A 15,081-nucleotide genomic window follows, 5' to 3' on the forward strand; every position below is an offset into this window, starting at 1 on the left:
TGTGCCAATTCACCTTCTGCAATGCTAAAATTTTGTTAATATCTATAATTAAAAATTCCGCCCTAAAAGAGCGGAATTTTTTAATTTAAAATTAGTTTAACCTAAATAAGGATATTTATAATCTTTTGCAGAAACGAAAGTTTCTTTAATACTTCGAACGGAAACCCAACGCAGCAAATTCATTTTTGAACCTGCTTTATCATTGGTTCCGGAAGCACGCGCGCCACCAAACGGCTGCTGACCAACAACCGCACCGGTTGGCTTGTCGTTGATGTAGAAGTTTCCGGCAGCATTTTCAAGCGCTTTATAAGCTTCAGCAATCGCGTAACGGTCCTGCGCAAATACAGCTCCTGTCAAAGAATATGGTGAAGTTTCGTCAACCAGTTTCAAAGTTTCATTCCATTCAGCATCTTCGTAAACGTAAACGGAAAGAATCGGCCCAAAAATTTCCTCACAAACCGACTCATATTTCGGATTTTTTGTTTCGATAACCGTTGGTTCTACAAACCAGCCTTTGCTGTCATCGCATTTACCACCGATGATTACTTCAGCGTCGCTGGAGTTTTCGGCTCTTTCGATGTATCCTTTACATTTTTTAAAAGAATTTTCATCGATTACCGCATTAACAAAGTTCGAAGGATCTTCCGGACTTCCTACTTTAATGGTTTTCATTTGTTTTTCCATCACCGCTTTTACATCTGCCCACAAAGATTGTGGAATATACGCACGGGAAGCAGCTGAACATTTTTGACCTTGATATTCGAATGCACCACGCACCAGGCCGGTCGCTACAGCATCAACATTCGCAGACGGATGAGCAACCACGAAATCTTTTCCGCCAGTTTCACCCACGATTCGCGGGTAGGTTTTGTACTGGTGAATATTGTCGCCGATGGTTTTCCACATGCTTTGAAAAACTTTGGTAGAACCTGTGAAGTGCAATCCTGCAAAATCCGGATGTGCCAAAACTTTCTCTGCAGTTTCTTTCCCATCGGTGAAAATCATATTGATAACACCGTCTGGTAAACCAGCTTCGGTTAAAATATCCATAATGACTTTTGCGGAGTAAATTTGCTTGTCAGAAGGTTTCCACACAACAACATTTCCCATCAAAGCCATACAAGTTGGTAAGTTCCCGGAAATTGCTGTAAAGTTAAACGGAGTTACCGCAAAGCAAAATCCTTCCAGAGGTCTGTATTCCGATCTGTTCCAGATTCCGTTATCAGAAATTGGCTGTTCACTATATAAATCCGTCATGAATTCTACATTGAATCTTAAAAAGTCAATAAATTCACAAGCTGCATCAATTTCCGCCTGATGCACATTTTTACTTTGTCCGATCATAGTCGCTGCATTCAAGCGGTCGCGGTACGGACCAGCAATTAAATCTGCAGCTTTTAAGAATATTGCTGCACGTTGTTCCCAACCTAAATTATTCCATTTTTCTTTTGCGGTTAATGCAGCATTGATGGCGTCATCAACATGCTGCATGGTTCCTTTGTGGTACACGCCTAAATTATGTTGGTGATCCTGTGGTGAAGTAATCACGACTTCATCGCCGGTTGTAACCTCTTTACCATCAATCACCATCGGGATATTCATTTTTTCTTTCCACATTTCTTTGTAGGTGGCAATCAGTGATTTTACCTCATCAGATCCTGGTTCATAGCTTCTTACGGGCTCGTTTATAGCTAAAGGAACTTGGGAAATTGCTTTTGACATATTTTAAATATTTTTATTGATAAATTTTGAATGTTACAAAGTTACGGGATTTAAAGCGATGGTCAAAATTGAAAAAAAGGCTCAAACCTTGACCAAAATTTTGTCGCACACCATTTTACTCAACACGATTTTGCTTTCATCGTCTTTTGCAATCGTCATCGATTCGTCGTATTTTTCGATGTCTAAAACCGTGAGAATTTTTCCGAGTTCGAGTTCTTTGCTGTTCAGATAATTTAAGAAATCATCATCAGAAACAGTTACTGCGCTGAAAGTTACGGTGTCGCCCTTTTTGGATTCGCTCAGTTTTTTCAGGTCTAAAGAGATTATATTTCCATCTTTGTTTGGTATTGGTTCGCCGTGCGGATCAAATTTCGGGAACTGCAGCAGCTCGTCCATTTTATCAAAAAACATTTCCGAATGCACGTGTTCCAGCTGTTCCGCGATTTCGTGCACGTTTTCCCAGCCGAAATTCATTTTTTCCACCAGAAACATTTCGGTCAACCGGTGTTTTCTGACGATTAAAGCGGCTTCTTTTTTTCCAAGTGCAGTGATGATGAGCGGCTTATACGTTTCATAAATTACCCAACCTTTCTGCGCAAATTTTTTCATCATGTTATTCACGCTCGGCATTTTCACATTCAAAAACTTGCTTAATTCGTTTACGGTGACTGAATTATCGTCTTTCAGTAGGTGAAAAATAGCTTTAAGGTAATTTTCTTCGGTAAGTGAAATCATATGTTAGACAATGTTTTGTACAAAACTAACATTTTTTAAAATGAACGAAAGCGCGCAAAAATTTTGCGCGCTTTCTCTTCAAATACATAAAATGAAATAAAAAATCTTCCTTCAAATAAAACAGCGCTTATAAAAAGAATGATATGAAAAGGTTAAAGGTTGGTTAGCTGTAATAGCTTATCAAAGGTGAGATTTTAATTAAAAAAAATACGCGTGATTTAACCCGATCTTTTAGTTTTTTAGACCCATTTGTGTAAATTTGGTTAATGAAGTATTCATTTAAAAACGATTATGCCGAAGGTGCGCATCCGCAAATTCTGGAAGCTTTGATCAAAACCAATCTGAATCAGCAAAACGGTTATGGTTTGGACGATTTTTCCAGCGAAGCAAAAGAAATTATTAAGCAAAAAATCGGTAATCCCAATGCGACGGTAGATTTTGTTTCAGGTGGAACTCAGGCCAATTTAATTGCGATTTCAGCGTTTTTACGCCCGCACGAAAGCGTGGTTTCCGCTTCTACTGGCCATATTTTCACCAATGAAAGTGGCGCTATTGAAGCGACCGGGCATAAAGTGCACTCGGTTGAAACTTCGAACGGAAAAATTTCTCCCGAGGACATCCAAAAAATTATTGATGTTCACCAAAATAAACCGCATCAACTCAAGCAAAAACTAGTTTATATTTCAAATTCCACAGAATTGGGAACCATTTATTCCAAACAGGAATTGGTAAATTTATACCGGTATTGCCAGGAAAATAATCTGTATTTATTTGTAGATGGTGCGCGTTTAGGTCATGCTTTAACTGCGGAAACCAATGATTTAAAACTCGAAGATTTCGGAAAATATACCGACGCTTTTTATTTAGGTGGAACTAAAAACGGCGCTTTGATCGGTGAAGCAATTATCATTAATAATGAAAATCTGCAGGAAGAATTCGGTTTTCATTTAAAGCAAAAAGGCGCTTTGCTTGCTAAAGGAAGGTTGTTAGGCATACAATTTCAGGAGCTCCTCCGCGAGGATTTGTATTTCGATCTGGCAAAACACGCAAATCAGCAGGCAATGAAAATTAAGGAAGCTTTTAAAGATTTCGGATATAATTTCTTTTCGGAAACTTTTACCAATCAGATTTTCCCGATTTTACCAAATACACAAATCGAAAAGTTATCCCAAAATTTCGACTTTTACGTCTGGAAAAAAATCGATGATGAAAATTCCGCAGTTCGCATCATCACTTCGTGGTCCACGCCGGATGAAATCGTGGAAAAATTTATTAATGAAATAAAAAAATTGCAATGAAAAAGACCCTATTTTTTATAAGCCTTTTGGCAATCACCGTGCTAAATGCGCAAAAAATGCCAAAAGACCCGGAAATTTCTGCGTACGTCGATGCGGTAAGTAAAGACTCGTTACGCGCTAATATTGAAAAACTCGTGAGTTTCGGTACACGACACACACTGAGTTCTACCACCGATAAAAACCAGGGAATTGGTGCGGCGAGAAACTGGGTTTTATCCAAGTTTAAAAACTACGCGAAAAATTCTGGCGGCAGAATGGAGGTTTTTTTGCAAAATCAAGATTTGCAGCCAGATGGAAAGCGCGTTAACAAAGCTATTAATTTAGGAAATGCAGTAGTATTTTTAAAAGGAACCGATCCTTCGGATAACAGAATTATCATTATTTCCGGGCATTTGGATTCCCGCGTTTCCGATGTACTGAATTCTACGAGCCCCGCGCCCGGCGCCAATGACGACGGAAGTGGCGTGGCTGCGGTAATTGAAAGTGCACGTGTTTTAAGCAAATCAAAATTCCCGAGTTCCATACTTTTTGTCGCGGTGAGTGGGGAAGAACAGGGACTGCTAGGCGCGCAAATGTTAGCCGACAAAGCAAAAGCTGAAAACTGGAATATTCAGGCGGTTTTAAATAACGACATGATTGGCAACAACAGTTTCGATGCGAAAAAAAATGAAGGTACACCAAAACTTCGCGTTTTCAGCGAAGGTTTATCGGCTTTTGAAACTGAAAAAAATGCCGCCAGAACCCGGAATTTAGGTTTGGAAAATGATGGAAATGCGAGACAGCTCGCCAGATATGTAAAGGAAATTGGTGAAAAATACGTGAAAAATATCGACATTAAACTGATTTACCGAAACGACCGATTTCTTCGCGGCGGTGACCACACGCCATTTGTAAACCACGGTTTCACCGGAGTTCGTTTGACAGATTATTACGAGAATTACGATCATCAGCACCAGGATCTACGGACAGAAGACGGAATTAAATACGGAGATTTAATCGAGTTTATGGACTTTGATTATTTGAAAACAAACACCGCCGTAAATGTCGCGGTGATGGCGAATTTAGCAAAATCTACTCCGCCGCCGGTAAATGTTTTGATGGATGTAAAAGAGCTTTCCAACTCTACCAAACTCATGTGGGAAAAGCCGGCAGCTGGCACGGCGAAAGGTTATAATATTTTATACCGCGAAACTTCCAGCCCGGTTTGGACTGATAAAATTTTCACCACCGAAACCACTTTTACGGTTCCGCTTTCGAAAGATAATTTCATTTTTGCGGTTCAAAGTGTATCCAGTTCAGGAAATGAAAGTTTACCGGTCATTCCAAAAATATCCCGCTAAAAGCACAAAAAAATCCGTTTTGCAGAACTGCGAAACGGATTTTTATTTTTATAGAAGTTTTCTTATTCTAAATCTTCAAACTTATCTACGATTTTTTGCGAAACTCCGGTTTTGCTAAAACCTCCGTCGTGGAAAAGATTCTGCATGGTTACCTTTCTGGTTAAATCTGAGAAAAGACTTACGCAGTAATTTGCACAGTCAAGTGCGCCGGCATTTCCAAGTGGCGACATATCATTAGCGAAATTAAAAAATCCGCTGATCCCTTTTACGCCGGCGCCAGCTTTAGTCATAACGGGAGATTGGGAAATGGTATTCACACGAACTTTCCGATCGCCCCAATAGTAGCCGAAACTTCTGGCAATACTTTCAAGGTAAGATTTATTGTCGGCCATATCGCCATAATTTGGGAAAACACGTTGTGCTGCGATGTAAGTTAAAGCTACAATTGAGCCCCATTCGTTCATAATATTTCGGTCCCACGCCGCTTTCATCACTTTGTGGAAGGAAACTGAAGAAACGTCCCAACCTTTTTCCAGGAAATCGTAGTTAAGATCGGTATAAGATTTTCCTTTTCTGATATTTACAGACATCCCGATGGAATGTAAAATAAAATCGATTTTGCCGTATTTTTCTTCTGCGTGCGCAAAGAGTTTGTCTAAATCTTCCACAGAAGTTGCGTCAGCAGCAATAACATCAGAACCGGTTTTTTTTGCCAATTCATCAATTTCGCCCATTCGCATCGCGATTGGCGCGTTAGATAAAATGAACTCTGCACCTTCTTCATGACATCTTTCTGCAACTTTCCAGGCTATGGATTGGTCGTTTAAGGCTCCGAAAATAATTCCTTTCTTTCCTTTTAATAATCCGTATGACATACTCTTAATTTTATTTAGCACAAATTTAAAAATTTTTTATTGTTTAACGCATAAAAAAAGAGAACCGCCGTGTAGCGGTTCCCTTCCTTTAATATGATCCGAAAATTAGTTAGTTGATTTTCTTACTTCAGATTTAGCATCTTCAGTCCAGTCTTTGGTTTGTTCCCAAGCGTCAGAAACTGCATCTTTTGTATCTTCCCAAGCATCAGAAATATTTTCTTGTGCTCTTTCCATCCAGCCATCGCGGGTGGGTTCTGCGTTTCTGTTTCTTTCTTCGCGAATGTAGTCTTTAGCTCTGTCCGCATAACTGTTTGCAGTCCATTGTGCATTATCTACTGCATTTTCTGCTTTGTTATAATCTTGTCTGTCCATAATGATAATTTTTTATGTTAATAATTAATGATGAAAATTTAATTTGATATGCATGTAATTGCAATTACTATTCCTAATTATCCTAATGTTTTGTTAAAAATTTACTAATTTAATATTAAAGCTTTTGAAGATTTGATATTTAATTTTACAATAACCATTTTTAAATTATTTTCGTAGGTAAATAAATTCAATGGAAATTATAAGATGCGGGTGGAGAGAAAAAGATGATTTGTACCAGAAATACCACGACGAAGAATGGGGAAAACCGGTTTTCGATGATGATACCATTTTCGAATTTCTGGTGCTGGAAAGTTTCCAGGCAGGTTTGTCGTGGTATACCATTTTGAAAAAGCGTCCAAACTTCCGCGAAGCTTTCGATAATTATAATTACAAAAAAATTGCCGTTTACCCGGTAGAAAAAGTAGAAGAGTTGATGCAGAACGCCGGCATTATCCGCAACCGGCTGAAGATTTTAGCAACCATTAACAACGCGCAGCATTTCCAGGAAATTCAGGCCGAATTCGGCACTTTTTCTCAATATATCTGGAGCTTTGTCGGTGGAAAACCCATTATTAATTCTCCGAAAACCTTAAAAGAAGTTCCCGCTACCACCCAAATTTCTGATGCTTTAGCGAAAGATTTAAAGAAAAGAGGTTTTAAATTTCTCGGTTCCACCGTGGTTTACGCGCATATGCAGGCAACCGGAATGGTAAACGATCATTTGGTGGATTGCCACTGCAAAAAAAATGCGGCTATTTAGCCGCTTTTTTGTAAATTTTTATTTGATGATGCGGTCCAAAACCCATTCAATCATATTTCTTTCCGAAGCCGCGTGATCCGCAGAAAACTCACCGCGGCGGCGGTTTGCAATTACAGAGTTTACGGTAATCGCTTTATGACCCAGCAATTTCGAAAGTCCGTAAATCGCAGAAGTTTCCATCTCAAAATTCGTTACACCTAAATCATTCAGCGTTTCCAGAAACTGGTCATCAATAGCTTTTAGGCGCAGTTGTCGACCTTGCGGCGCATAAAAACCCGGAAAAGTTGCCGTATTTCCGTGGTATTTTGCGTCTTTATAATAACCGCTGATTTCTTCCGACCAATCCGAAAAATACAGCATCGGTTTTATTTTTTCGTACGGAAATTTTTCCATGAAATTGCGCGAAAATTCGTTTTCGAATTCGTAATCCTGGTAAAAATGAAGCAGTCCGTCCAGACCCACAACATTTTCTGTCACCAGCATATTATCAACTTCCACGTCGGGATTAACACTGCCGCAGGTTCCCATCCGGAAAAGTTCCAGCGCGGTGTGTTCGCTTTTAAATTCCTTGTTTTTAAGGTCAATATTTACCAGCGCATCCAGCTCGTTCATTACGATATCGATGTTTTCGGTACCAATTCCGCTGGACATCACCGTGATTCTTTCACCGCGCAAAGTTCCGGTATGCGTATAAAATTCTCTTTTATTTTTCTTGATTTCGATTTTATCAAAATATTTCGAAACTTTCGGCACCCGATCCGGATCGCCCACCAACAGTATTTTTCCCGCAATATCCTCCGACAAAAGATTCAGGTGATACACACTTCCGTCGTCATTCAGCACCAGTTCCGATGCGGCTAATTTATTCAGCATAATTTTCTTTTTTTTTTTGGCAGACATTTGGCGACGCCGAAAGTCTATTTATAATTGTTTTTGGGCAGACAATTCCGCCTTCCGTTCCCGCTATTTTTTTGCCTTTGCTTTCCCTTCGAAAAAAAATGAGCTCCACTCAAGTCGGGCTGCAGATTCCAGGTTATTTCAATTTATTTGCTGCTATTTGAGCATTTTTTTTGAAAATACAAATTTCTTTAACCGCCAACGCGTTTTGTTTTATAACCCATTTCCTTTAAAATTATCATGATTTTATCGCGGTTATCACCCTGTATAATTATAGTTCCATCTTTTTCCGAACCGCCGATACCCAAAGTGGTTTTTATTTTCTTCGAAATTTTTTTCAGCTCTTCGTCGCTACCTTCAAAACCTTCCACCAAAGTCACCGGTTTTCCATGCCGTCCTTTTTTCTCGAATTTACAAACCAATGGTTCTTTCTGCACGAATTTTTCCAGCGGCATCTCGAAATCCTGCTCTTCGTGATCTGGAAAAATATTTTTCAGTTGATCTCTTAAATCCATTAAACAAAATTAAGGAAATTTAGTTTTCACAGCCTGTTTTACGATAATGAAATTTTTGGCTCTTTTTCATAAAGAAATCTTAAAACTTCTTTTTGGTTCGTTTAGTTCTGAACTAAATTGTATTTTTGCCCCAATCTCTAAATTTAATAATGAAAATCGATAAAGAACTATTTCGCGAAATGGTAAAATTTTATGGTGATGCCTACCATTTACCGCCTCTTGCTGCGAAAATTTATGCTTATCTGGTTTTTGATTTCGAGCGTAAAGGCGTTTCCTTTGATGAATTTGTAGAGGTTTTAGCCGCGAGTAAAAGTTCGGTTTCGTCAAATCTTAATTTGCTCCTTAATTTAAAAATCATCAAAGATTTTAATAAAATAGATGAACGGAAGCGCTTTTTTGTGATGAACGAAGATTTTATGAAAATCCGTTTTGAAGAACTCATCGAAATGATGCAACGCGAATTGTTAATTATTGATAACATAAAGCAAATCCGCGATACTAAATGCGAGGTAGCACTTGCTAAATTCGACATTTATAGGAATCTTTTTGAAAAGAATATTTCTAACATTAAAGAAACATTGAAACAACTTTAAAATAAAGTAGACGCACTTACTTAAGACTTCTTAAGCAAAAAAATATAAAAATAAGTTCATGAAAAATAAAATTATACTTCTGTCATTTTCAGTTTTGTCGGTTTTGTCCTGCAAAAAGCAAGATGAAAAGCCGCCGCAAGGTCCAAAAGTAGTTTCCACCGTTCAAGTTGAGAATCGAAATGTTGTCGGTTATTCCACATTTCCGGCAAAAATTGAAGGCCGTGTGAATAATGATGTTCGTGCAAAAATGCAGGGTTACATCACGCAGGTTTTGGTTGATGAAGGACAATTTGTGCGTAAAGGTCAACCTCTTTTCCGTCTTGAAACCAATTCGCTTAACCAATCTGCAAACGCTGCGAGAGCCGGAGTTGGCGCCGCGCGTTCCAGTGTTGCCGCTTCCGACGCTAATGTGAAAGCTGCGCAATCTGCTGTAAACGCCGCGCAGGTGGAAGTAAATAAACTGAAGCCATTGGTGGAAAAAAATATCATCAGCAGTGTTCAGCTGCAAACCGCGCAAGCGAATTTAGCGAAAGCACAGGCGCAGGTTTCTCAGGCAATTGCTTCAAGACAGCAGGCGAGCGCAGGTGTGGCACAAGCGCAGGCGAATTTTCAGGGTGTTCAGGCGAATATAGATTATTCCGTCATTCGGGCGCCTATTTCAGGAACCGTGGGTAAAATTAATTTCCGAACCGGAAGTTTGGTGGGTCCCGGCGATCCAATGCCTATTTCTACAGTTTCTGATACCAGCGAGTTATACGCTTATTTTTCAATGAACGAAAAAGAATATCTGGATTTCCTGAAAAATGCTGAAGGTGCAACCGTTCCGGAAAAAATAAAAAATATGCCGCCAGTTGAGCTAATTTTAGCGAATGGCGATGTGTACGCTGAAAAAGGTTATATCAAAGCAATCACCGGACAAATCGATCCGTCCACGGGAAGTATTCAGTTCCGGGTGTCTTTCCCGAATCCGAATAAATTGCTGAGCAACGGAAACAGCGGAACCATAAAAATTCCGGTTGCGTATGATAATGCGTTGGTATTACCGGAAAGCGCTACGTATGAGCAGCAAGGTTTGGTTTACATTTATAAAGTAAATCAGGATACGGCGAAAAGCAACGTGATTTCCATCATCGACCGTGTGAACAATATGGTGATTATTAAGGAAGGTGCGAAAAAAGGTGAAGTGGTAGTTGCCGAAGGGGTAGGAACGATAAAATCCGGTTCTCCGGTAAAACCTCAACCAAAGAAATTTGATGACATTATCAATGCTATAAAACCGCAATTCTAAAATAAGATGATAAAAAAGTTTATAAACAGACCGGTTCTTTCAACGGTAATTTCCATTATCATTGTCATTTTAGGTATTCTGGGCTTGGTTTCCTTGCCAGTAACCCAATATCCGGATATTGCGCCGCCAACCGTAAGAATCTCTGCAAATTATACCGGAGCCAATGCGCAAACGGTGATGAACAGTGTTGTTATCCCGATCGAAGAACAGGTAAACGGTGTGGAAGGAATGGATTATATTTCTTCTTCAGCCGGAAATAACGGTTCGGCTTCCATTCAGATTTTCTTTAAACAGGGGATTGATCCCGATATCGCAGCGGTGAATGTTCAAAACCAGGTGCAGCGCGCAATGCCGCTTTTACCTTCGGAAGTTACACGCTCCGGAGTGCAGGTGAACAAGCAGCAAACCAGTGCGTTGATGTATCTGACATTTTTCACCTCAAATCCTGATTTAGATGAGGTTTGGTTGCAGAATTACATGAACATCAATATTATTCCGGCTTTAAAACGGGTAAATGGTGTAGGTGATGCAATGGCTTTTGGCGGAAAAAATTACGCGATGCGAATTTGGCTGGATCCTGCGAAAATGGCAGCTTACGGTCTCGAACCTTCTGAAGTTTCTGCGGCGATCAATGAGCAGTCCCGCGAGGCTGCAGCCGGTGCATTAGGTGAAAACAGCGGAAGTTCTTTTCAGTATATCATTACCTACAAAGGAAAATATAATGAAGTTGACCAGTTCGAAAATATAATTCTCCGTGCGATGGGCAATGGTGAATATCTGCGTTTAAAAGATGTCGCCGAAATAAAACTCGATGCGCAAAGCTACGGTGGAATCGGGGAAAACAACGGACGTCGCTCCATCAGTATGGGAATCTTCCAAACACCGGGATCAAACGCGCAGGAAATTATTACCGAAATTAAAAAACTGCTCGCAGAGACCGAAAAAACTTTGCCTAAAGGCATCGGTTACAGTATAAATTTCGATACCAATGAATTCCTCGAAGCTTCAATTGCAAAAGTAATTACCACTTTGCTGGAAGCTTTTGTTTTGGTATTCCTGGTGGTTTTCCTTTTTTTACAGGATTTCCGTTCCACTTTAATTCCCGCGATTGCGGTGCCGGTTTCGATTATCGGAACATTTTTCTTCCTGAATTTACTCGGTTATTCCATCAATTTATTGACGCTTTTCGCGTTGGTTCTTGCCATCGGTATTGTGGTCGATGATGCGATTGTCGTCGTGGAAGCCGTGCACGCCAAAATGGAACACGGTATTACCGATGCGAAAAAAGCTACAGTGGAAGCGATGGACGAAATCACCGGCGCAATTATTTCCATTACGTTGGTAATGGCAGCGGTATTTATTCCGGTAACATTTTTAACGGGTCCAACGGGTGTTTTTTACCAACAATTTGGAATCACGCTTATTATTGCGATTTTAATTTCCGCCGTAAATGCTTTGACTTTAAGTCCGGTTTTATGTTCGTTATTTTTGAAACCGCCAAAGCACCATAGTAAAGCATATTCTGAAATGAATTTCATGCAGAAATTCTTCAGCAAGTTTAATGCAGGATTCAGTGCGACTACGAGAAAATACGGCAATTCTTTCGCGTATTTATTACGACACAAATGGGTTACTTTACTCATTTTTGCCGCTGGAGCACTTACTTTTTGGTGGGCAAGTTCTACCATGCCGACAGGTTTTATTCCAAAAGAAGACCGCGGAATTTTATTTACCGATGTTCAGCTTCCTCCTGGCGCGTCTATGGAGAGAACTTATAATATTCTAAAAGATTTGCAGGCTGAAGCCCGAAAAATTCCCGGTGTACAAAACGTAAGTTTTACCGCGAGCCGTGGTTTCATGTCGGGTCAAGGTTCAAACGTCGGTCAGGCTTTCATCAAATTAAAACCTTTTAATGAACGCGGCCACGAAAAAGGACAAAGCGTTGACGAAATCACCAAGAAATTATTTGGTTTGGCAGGTAAATATCCCGATGCTAAAATTATCTTCTTCTCGCCACCAAGTGTTCCCGGGTTTGGTTCCAGCGATGGTTTTTCGGCCGTTTTGCTCGATAGATCCGGCGGTGACATCAATGAATTAAATAGTGTAACTCAAAATTTCATCGGTGCTTTAATGCAAAGACCGGAAATACAGTTCGCTTCCACTTCGTTTAATACCAATTATCCGCAGTTTCAGATGGTGATTGATGTGCCGCGCGCGAAAGAAAGTGGTGTTACATTGAACAGTATTTTGAGCACAATGCAGGGTTATATCGGCGGAATTTATTCCTCAGATTTTACCAAATACGGAAAGCAGTTCCGCGTTATGATTCAGGCTTTGCCTAATGACCGTCGCGATCCGGAAAGCTTAAATTCCATTTTTGTGAAAACCGCTTCCGGCGCCATGGCTCCGATTTCCCAGTTTGTAACTTTGGAAAAATCTTTCGGGCCGCAATCTTTGGAGCGTTATAATCTCTTTACCTCAGTGGGAATCAGCGGCTCCAGTAATCCCGGGTTTTCCACCGGTGATGCGATTAAAGCCGTCCAGGAAGTTGCCGCAGAAAATCTGCCGGCGAGTTATGATGTAGAATTTACGGGACTTTCGAAAGAAGAAATGAAAGCGGGTTCCCAAACGTACGTCGTCTTTTTATTGAGTTTCCTTTTCGTTTACTTTATTTTGGCGGCACAGTATGAAAGTTATCTGCTCCCGTTTTCGGTGATTCTTTCTTTACCGTTAGGCGTCGTGGGCGCATTTTTCGGTCAAAGAATTTTTGGGCTTGAAAACAACATTTATTTCCAAATTGCCATTATCATGTTGATAGGTTTGCTGGCGAAAAACGGTATTTTGATTGTGGAATTTGCCCTGCAGCGGCGCCATCACGGTGAATCAATTGCGATGTCCGCTATTAATGCCGCAAAAGCACGACTAAGACCAATTTTAATGACTTCTTTTGCCTTTATTTTCGGAATGTTGCCACTGGTTTTTGCGACCGGAATTGGTTCCGTTGGTAACAGATCGATTGGTACAGGTGCTGCCGCCGGCTTGCTTATCGGAACATTTTTCGGGCTGATTGCCATTCCGGTGCTGTATGTCATTTTCCAGTATCTGCAGGAAAAAGTTTCACCATTGAAGAAAAAAGAAATTAATCTTTCAGAATAATTCAGATTACGAAAAATTAGAAAAAAATGAACAAATACCTCAAAATAAATTTATTTTCACTCGTTTTCAGCGTGGTTTTTCTTTCGTCGTGTATGACGCGTGAAAAGTACGTAACGCCGAAAGATGTGGTTAATGAAAACCTGTTCCCCACAGATTTGCTGCCGAAAGATTCTACTTCGATGGCAACTATTTCCTGGAAAGATTTTTTCACGGATACTATTTTACAGAAACATATCGCCACGGCGCTTGAAAATAATCTGGATGTTCGTGTGGCGTTGCAGAATATCAGTGCTGCAGAATCTTATTTAAAGCAAAGTAAAGCTGCGTATTTGCCAACACTTTCTGCAGGACCAAATTACACCTTTCAAACACAGTCTTTGAATACACAATCCGGGCAGATTTTAAATCAAAGAAAATACAACAATTCGTTCGATATTTCTGCGAATGCAAGCTGGGAAGCTGATATTTGGGGAAAATTAAAATCCCAGGAAAAAGCTGAATTGGCGAATTATTTGGGAACCGTAGCAGCACATCAAACCGTGAAAAGCGATCTGGTGGCAAGCATCGCTTCGGCATATTACCAGCTTTTGACTTTTGATAACCAGAAAAAAATCATTAATGAAACCATTTTGGTCCGCAAGAAAAACCTGGAAACTACAAACGCGCTGAAGGAGGCCGGCACGCTGACCGAAGTTGCCGTTCAGCAAAGTGAAGCCCTGGTTTTCAATGCAGAATCCATGTTGATCAGCATCGATGTCCAGATTGCCTTGTTAGAAAATACAATCAGTCTGTTGATGGGCGAACCAAGTCACGCCATCGAAAGATCGACCATTTTTGTACAACAAATGCCGGCCAGTTTGGAACTGGGTTATCCCGCGAATCTTTTGGCCAACCGCCCGGATGTAAAAGCTGCTGAATATCGTTTGATGAATGCTTTTGAATTGACAAATGCCGCAAAAGCTAGCTTTTACCCGAGTTTGAGGTTAACCGGCAGCGGCGGAATTGGTGCTGCAGATTTAGACCAGTTGTTCAGTGTAAATTCTCTTTTTGCCAATGTGGTTGTGGGTTTAGCGCAGCCGATTTTAAATAAAAGACAAATCCGTACGCAATACGAAGTCAGCTTGGCGAATAAAGAAATCGCTTATTTGAACTTTCGAAGATCAGTGTTGACAGCTGGAAAAGAAGTTTCTGATGCGCTCAAAATTTATCAGGCGCAGGATTCTTTCATTAATTTGAAAAGACAGGAGCTCGACGCATATAAAAAATCGGTTGGTTATTCGCAGGAACTGGTGAACTACGGTCTGGCGAATTATCTGGAAGTTCTCAACGCGAGCGTCAATCAGCTTAATGCAGAACTTAACATTTCCAACGCAGAATATTCAAAACTTGATGCCGGCATTGAATTGTATCGCGCGCTCGGTGGTGGTTGGAGATAATTTTAACTAAAAAATAAAAATTCTCTTTCATTTTTTGAAAGAGATTTTTTTGGCCGCTATTTGGCTGTTTTTTCCGATTTAGCAAAAAGATATT

The 15,081-nt window shown here is 40.2% G+C and carries 13 protein-coding genes; 7 read left to right on the forward strand and 6 right to left on the reverse strand.

All coding sequences use genetic code 11. The features are described 5' to 3' along the window. Window positions 1-96: 96 nt before the first annotated feature. Together pruA and BMZ55_RS07560 are read right to left on the reverse strand one after the other, a co-directional pair. Entirely contained in the window at window positions 97-1,722 is a 1,626-nt protein-coding gene (gene pruA / locus BMZ55_RS07555) for an L-glutamate gamma-semialdehyde dehydrogenase (RefSeq protein WP_089819812.1), read from the reverse strand. Between the two features lie 81 nt (window positions 1,723-1,803). Next, on the reverse strand, window positions 1,804-2,457 hold the full coding sequence (locus BMZ55_RS07560; protein WP_089819813.1) for a metal-dependent transcriptional regulator: 654 nt from the start codon (window positions 2,455-2,457) through the stop codon (window positions 1,804-1,806). A gap of 266 nt (window positions 2,458-2,723) precedes the next feature. Here BMZ55_RS07560 and BMZ55_RS07565 point away from each other — a divergent pair, with 266 nt between their 5' ends. Together BMZ55_RS07565 and BMZ55_RS07570 are read left to right on the forward strand one after the other, a co-directional pair. After that, entirely contained in the window at window positions 2,724-3,755 is a 1,032-nt protein-coding gene (locus BMZ55_RS07565) for a threonine aldolase family protein (protein ID WP_089819814.1), read from the forward strand. Next, window positions 3,752-5,095, forward strand: a complete 1,344-nt coding sequence (locus tag BMZ55_RS07570) for a M28 family peptidase (RefSeq protein WP_089819815.1) — start codon at window positions 3,752-3,754, stop codon at window positions 5,093-5,095. The genes BMZ55_RS07565 and BMZ55_RS07570 overlap by 4 nt, the downstream gene beginning before the upstream one ends. A gap of 62 nt (window positions 5,096-5,157) precedes the next feature. Here the strand turns inward: BMZ55_RS07570 and BMZ55_RS07575 are convergent, their stop codons facing one another. Beyond that, window positions 5,158-5,970 (reverse strand): enoyl-ACP reductase FabI, encoded by an 813-nt coding sequence (locus BMZ55_RS07575; RefSeq protein WP_089819816.1) that lies wholly within the window; start codon window positions 5,968-5,970, stop codon window positions 5,158-5,160. 105 nt (window positions 5,971-6,075) lie between these two features. Further along, window positions 6,076-6,342, reverse strand: coding sequence for a hypothetical protein (locus tag BMZ55_RS07580; protein WP_089819817.1), 267 nt, complete (start codon window positions 6,340-6,342; stop codon window positions 6,076-6,078). 190 nt (window positions 6,343-6,532) lie between these two features. Between BMZ55_RS07580 and BMZ55_RS07585 the strand changes: the two genes are divergently transcribed. Further along, window positions 6,533-7,102, forward strand: coding sequence for a DNA-3-methyladenine glycosylase I (locus BMZ55_RS07585; RefSeq protein ID WP_089819818.1), 570 nt, complete (start codon window positions 6,533-6,535; stop codon window positions 7,100-7,102). 18 nt (window positions 7,103-7,120) lie between these two features. Here BMZ55_RS07585 and BMZ55_RS07590 read toward each other — a convergent pair whose 3' ends face one another. Both BMZ55_RS07590 and BMZ55_RS07595 read right to left on the reverse strand, forming a co-directional pair. Next, window positions 7,121-7,975, reverse strand: coding sequence for a nucleoside phosphorylase (locus BMZ55_RS07590; protein ID WP_089819927.1), 855 nt, complete (start codon window positions 7,973-7,975; stop codon window positions 7,121-7,123). A 215-nt stretch (window positions 7,976-8,190) separates the two neighbouring features. Further along, entirely contained in the window at window positions 8,191-8,514 is a 324-nt protein-coding gene (locus BMZ55_RS07595) for a translation initiation factor (RefSeq protein ID WP_089819819.1), read from the reverse strand. A 149-nt stretch (window positions 8,515-8,663) separates the two neighbouring features. On the opposite strand from BMZ55_RS07595, the gene BMZ55_RS07600 reads away from it, so the two are divergent. Genes BMZ55_RS07600 through BMZ55_RS07615 form a run of 4 tightly spaced genes read left to right on the forward strand, consistent with a single transcriptional unit; the run spans window position 8,664 to window position 14,987 of the window. Beyond that, window positions 8,664-9,107 (forward strand): transcriptional regulator, encoded by a 444-nt coding sequence (locus BMZ55_RS07600; protein ID WP_089819820.1) that lies wholly within the window; start codon window positions 8,664-8,666, stop codon window positions 9,105-9,107. A gap of 58 nt (window positions 9,108-9,165) precedes the next feature. After that, on the forward strand, window positions 9,166-10,395 hold the full coding sequence (locus tag BMZ55_RS07605) for an efflux RND transporter periplasmic adaptor subunit (protein WP_089819821.1): 1,230 nt from the start codon (window positions 9,166-9,168) through the stop codon (window positions 10,393-10,395). Between the two features lie 6 nt (window positions 10,396-10,401). Next, window positions 10,402-13,551, forward strand: coding sequence for an efflux RND transporter permease subunit (locus BMZ55_RS07610; protein WP_089819822.1), 3,150 nt, complete (start codon window positions 10,402-10,404; stop codon window positions 13,549-13,551). 26 nt (window positions 13,552-13,577) lie between these two features. Then, on the forward strand, window positions 13,578-14,987 hold the full coding sequence (locus tag BMZ55_RS07615) for an efflux transporter outer membrane subunit (protein WP_089819823.1): 1,410 nt from the start codon (window positions 13,578-13,580) through the stop codon (window positions 14,985-14,987). Window positions 14,988-15,081: the final 94 nt, after the last annotated feature.

The sequence above is a fragment of the Kaistella treverensis genome, from assembly GCF_900114045.1.
Classification (GTDB): domain Bacteria; phylum Bacteroidota; class Bacteroidia; order Flavobacteriales; family Weeksellaceae; genus Kaistella; species Kaistella treverensis.

What these genes read in the sequence shown, in the direction of transcription:
- BMZ55_RS07610 (WP_089819822.1), top strand. Translation starts at nt 10,402, where the DNA reads ATGATAAAAAAGTTTATAAACAGACCGGTTCTTTCAACGGTAATTTCC.
- BMZ55_RS07595 (WP_089819819.1), bottom strand. Translation starts at nt 8,514, where the DNA reads ATGGATTTAAGAGATCAACTGAAAAATATTTTTCCAGATCACGAAGAG.
- BMZ55_RS07585 (WP_089819818.1), top strand. Translation starts at nt 6,533, where the DNA reads ATGGAAATTATAAGATGCGGGTGGAGAGAAAAAGATGATTTGTACCAG.
- BMZ55_RS07615 (WP_089819823.1), top strand. Translation starts at nt 13,578, where the DNA reads ATGAACAAATACCTCAAAATAAATTTATTTTCACTCGTTTTCAGCGTG.
- BMZ55_RS07590 (WP_089819927.1), bottom strand. Translation starts at nt 7,975, where the DNA reads ATGCTGAATAAATTAGCCGCATCGGAACTGGTGCTGAATGACGACGGA.
- BMZ55_RS07575 (WP_089819816.1), bottom strand. Translation starts at nt 5,970, where the DNA reads ATGTCATACGGATTATTAAAAGGAAAGAAAGGAATTATTTTCGGAGCC.
- BMZ55_RS07570 (WP_089819815.1), top strand. Translation starts at nt 3,752, where the DNA reads ATGAAAAAGACCCTATTTTTTATAAGCCTTTTGGCAATCACCGTGCTA.
- BMZ55_RS07580 (WP_089819817.1), bottom strand. Translation starts at nt 6,342, where the DNA reads ATGGACAGACAAGATTATAACAAAGCAGAAAATGCAGTAGATAATGCA.
- BMZ55_RS07600 (WP_089819820.1), top strand. Translation starts at nt 8,664, where the DNA reads ATGAAAATCGATAAAGAACTATTTCGCGAAATGGTAAAATTTTATGGT.
- BMZ55_RS07605 (WP_089819821.1), top strand. Translation starts at nt 9,166, where the DNA reads ATGAAAAATAAAATTATACTTCTGTCATTTTCAGTTTTGTCGGTTTTG.
- BMZ55_RS07560 (WP_089819813.1), bottom strand. Translation starts at nt 2,457, where the DNA reads ATGATTTCACTTACCGAAGAAAATTACCTTAAAGCTATTTTTCACCTA.
- pruA (WP_089819812.1), bottom strand. Translation starts at nt 1,722, where the DNA reads ATGTCAAAAGCAATTTCCCAAGTTCCTTTAGCTATAAACGAGCCCGTA.
- BMZ55_RS07565 (WP_089819814.1), top strand. Translation starts at nt 2,724, where the DNA reads ATGAAGTATTCATTTAAAAACGATTATGCCGAAGGTGCGCATCCGCAA.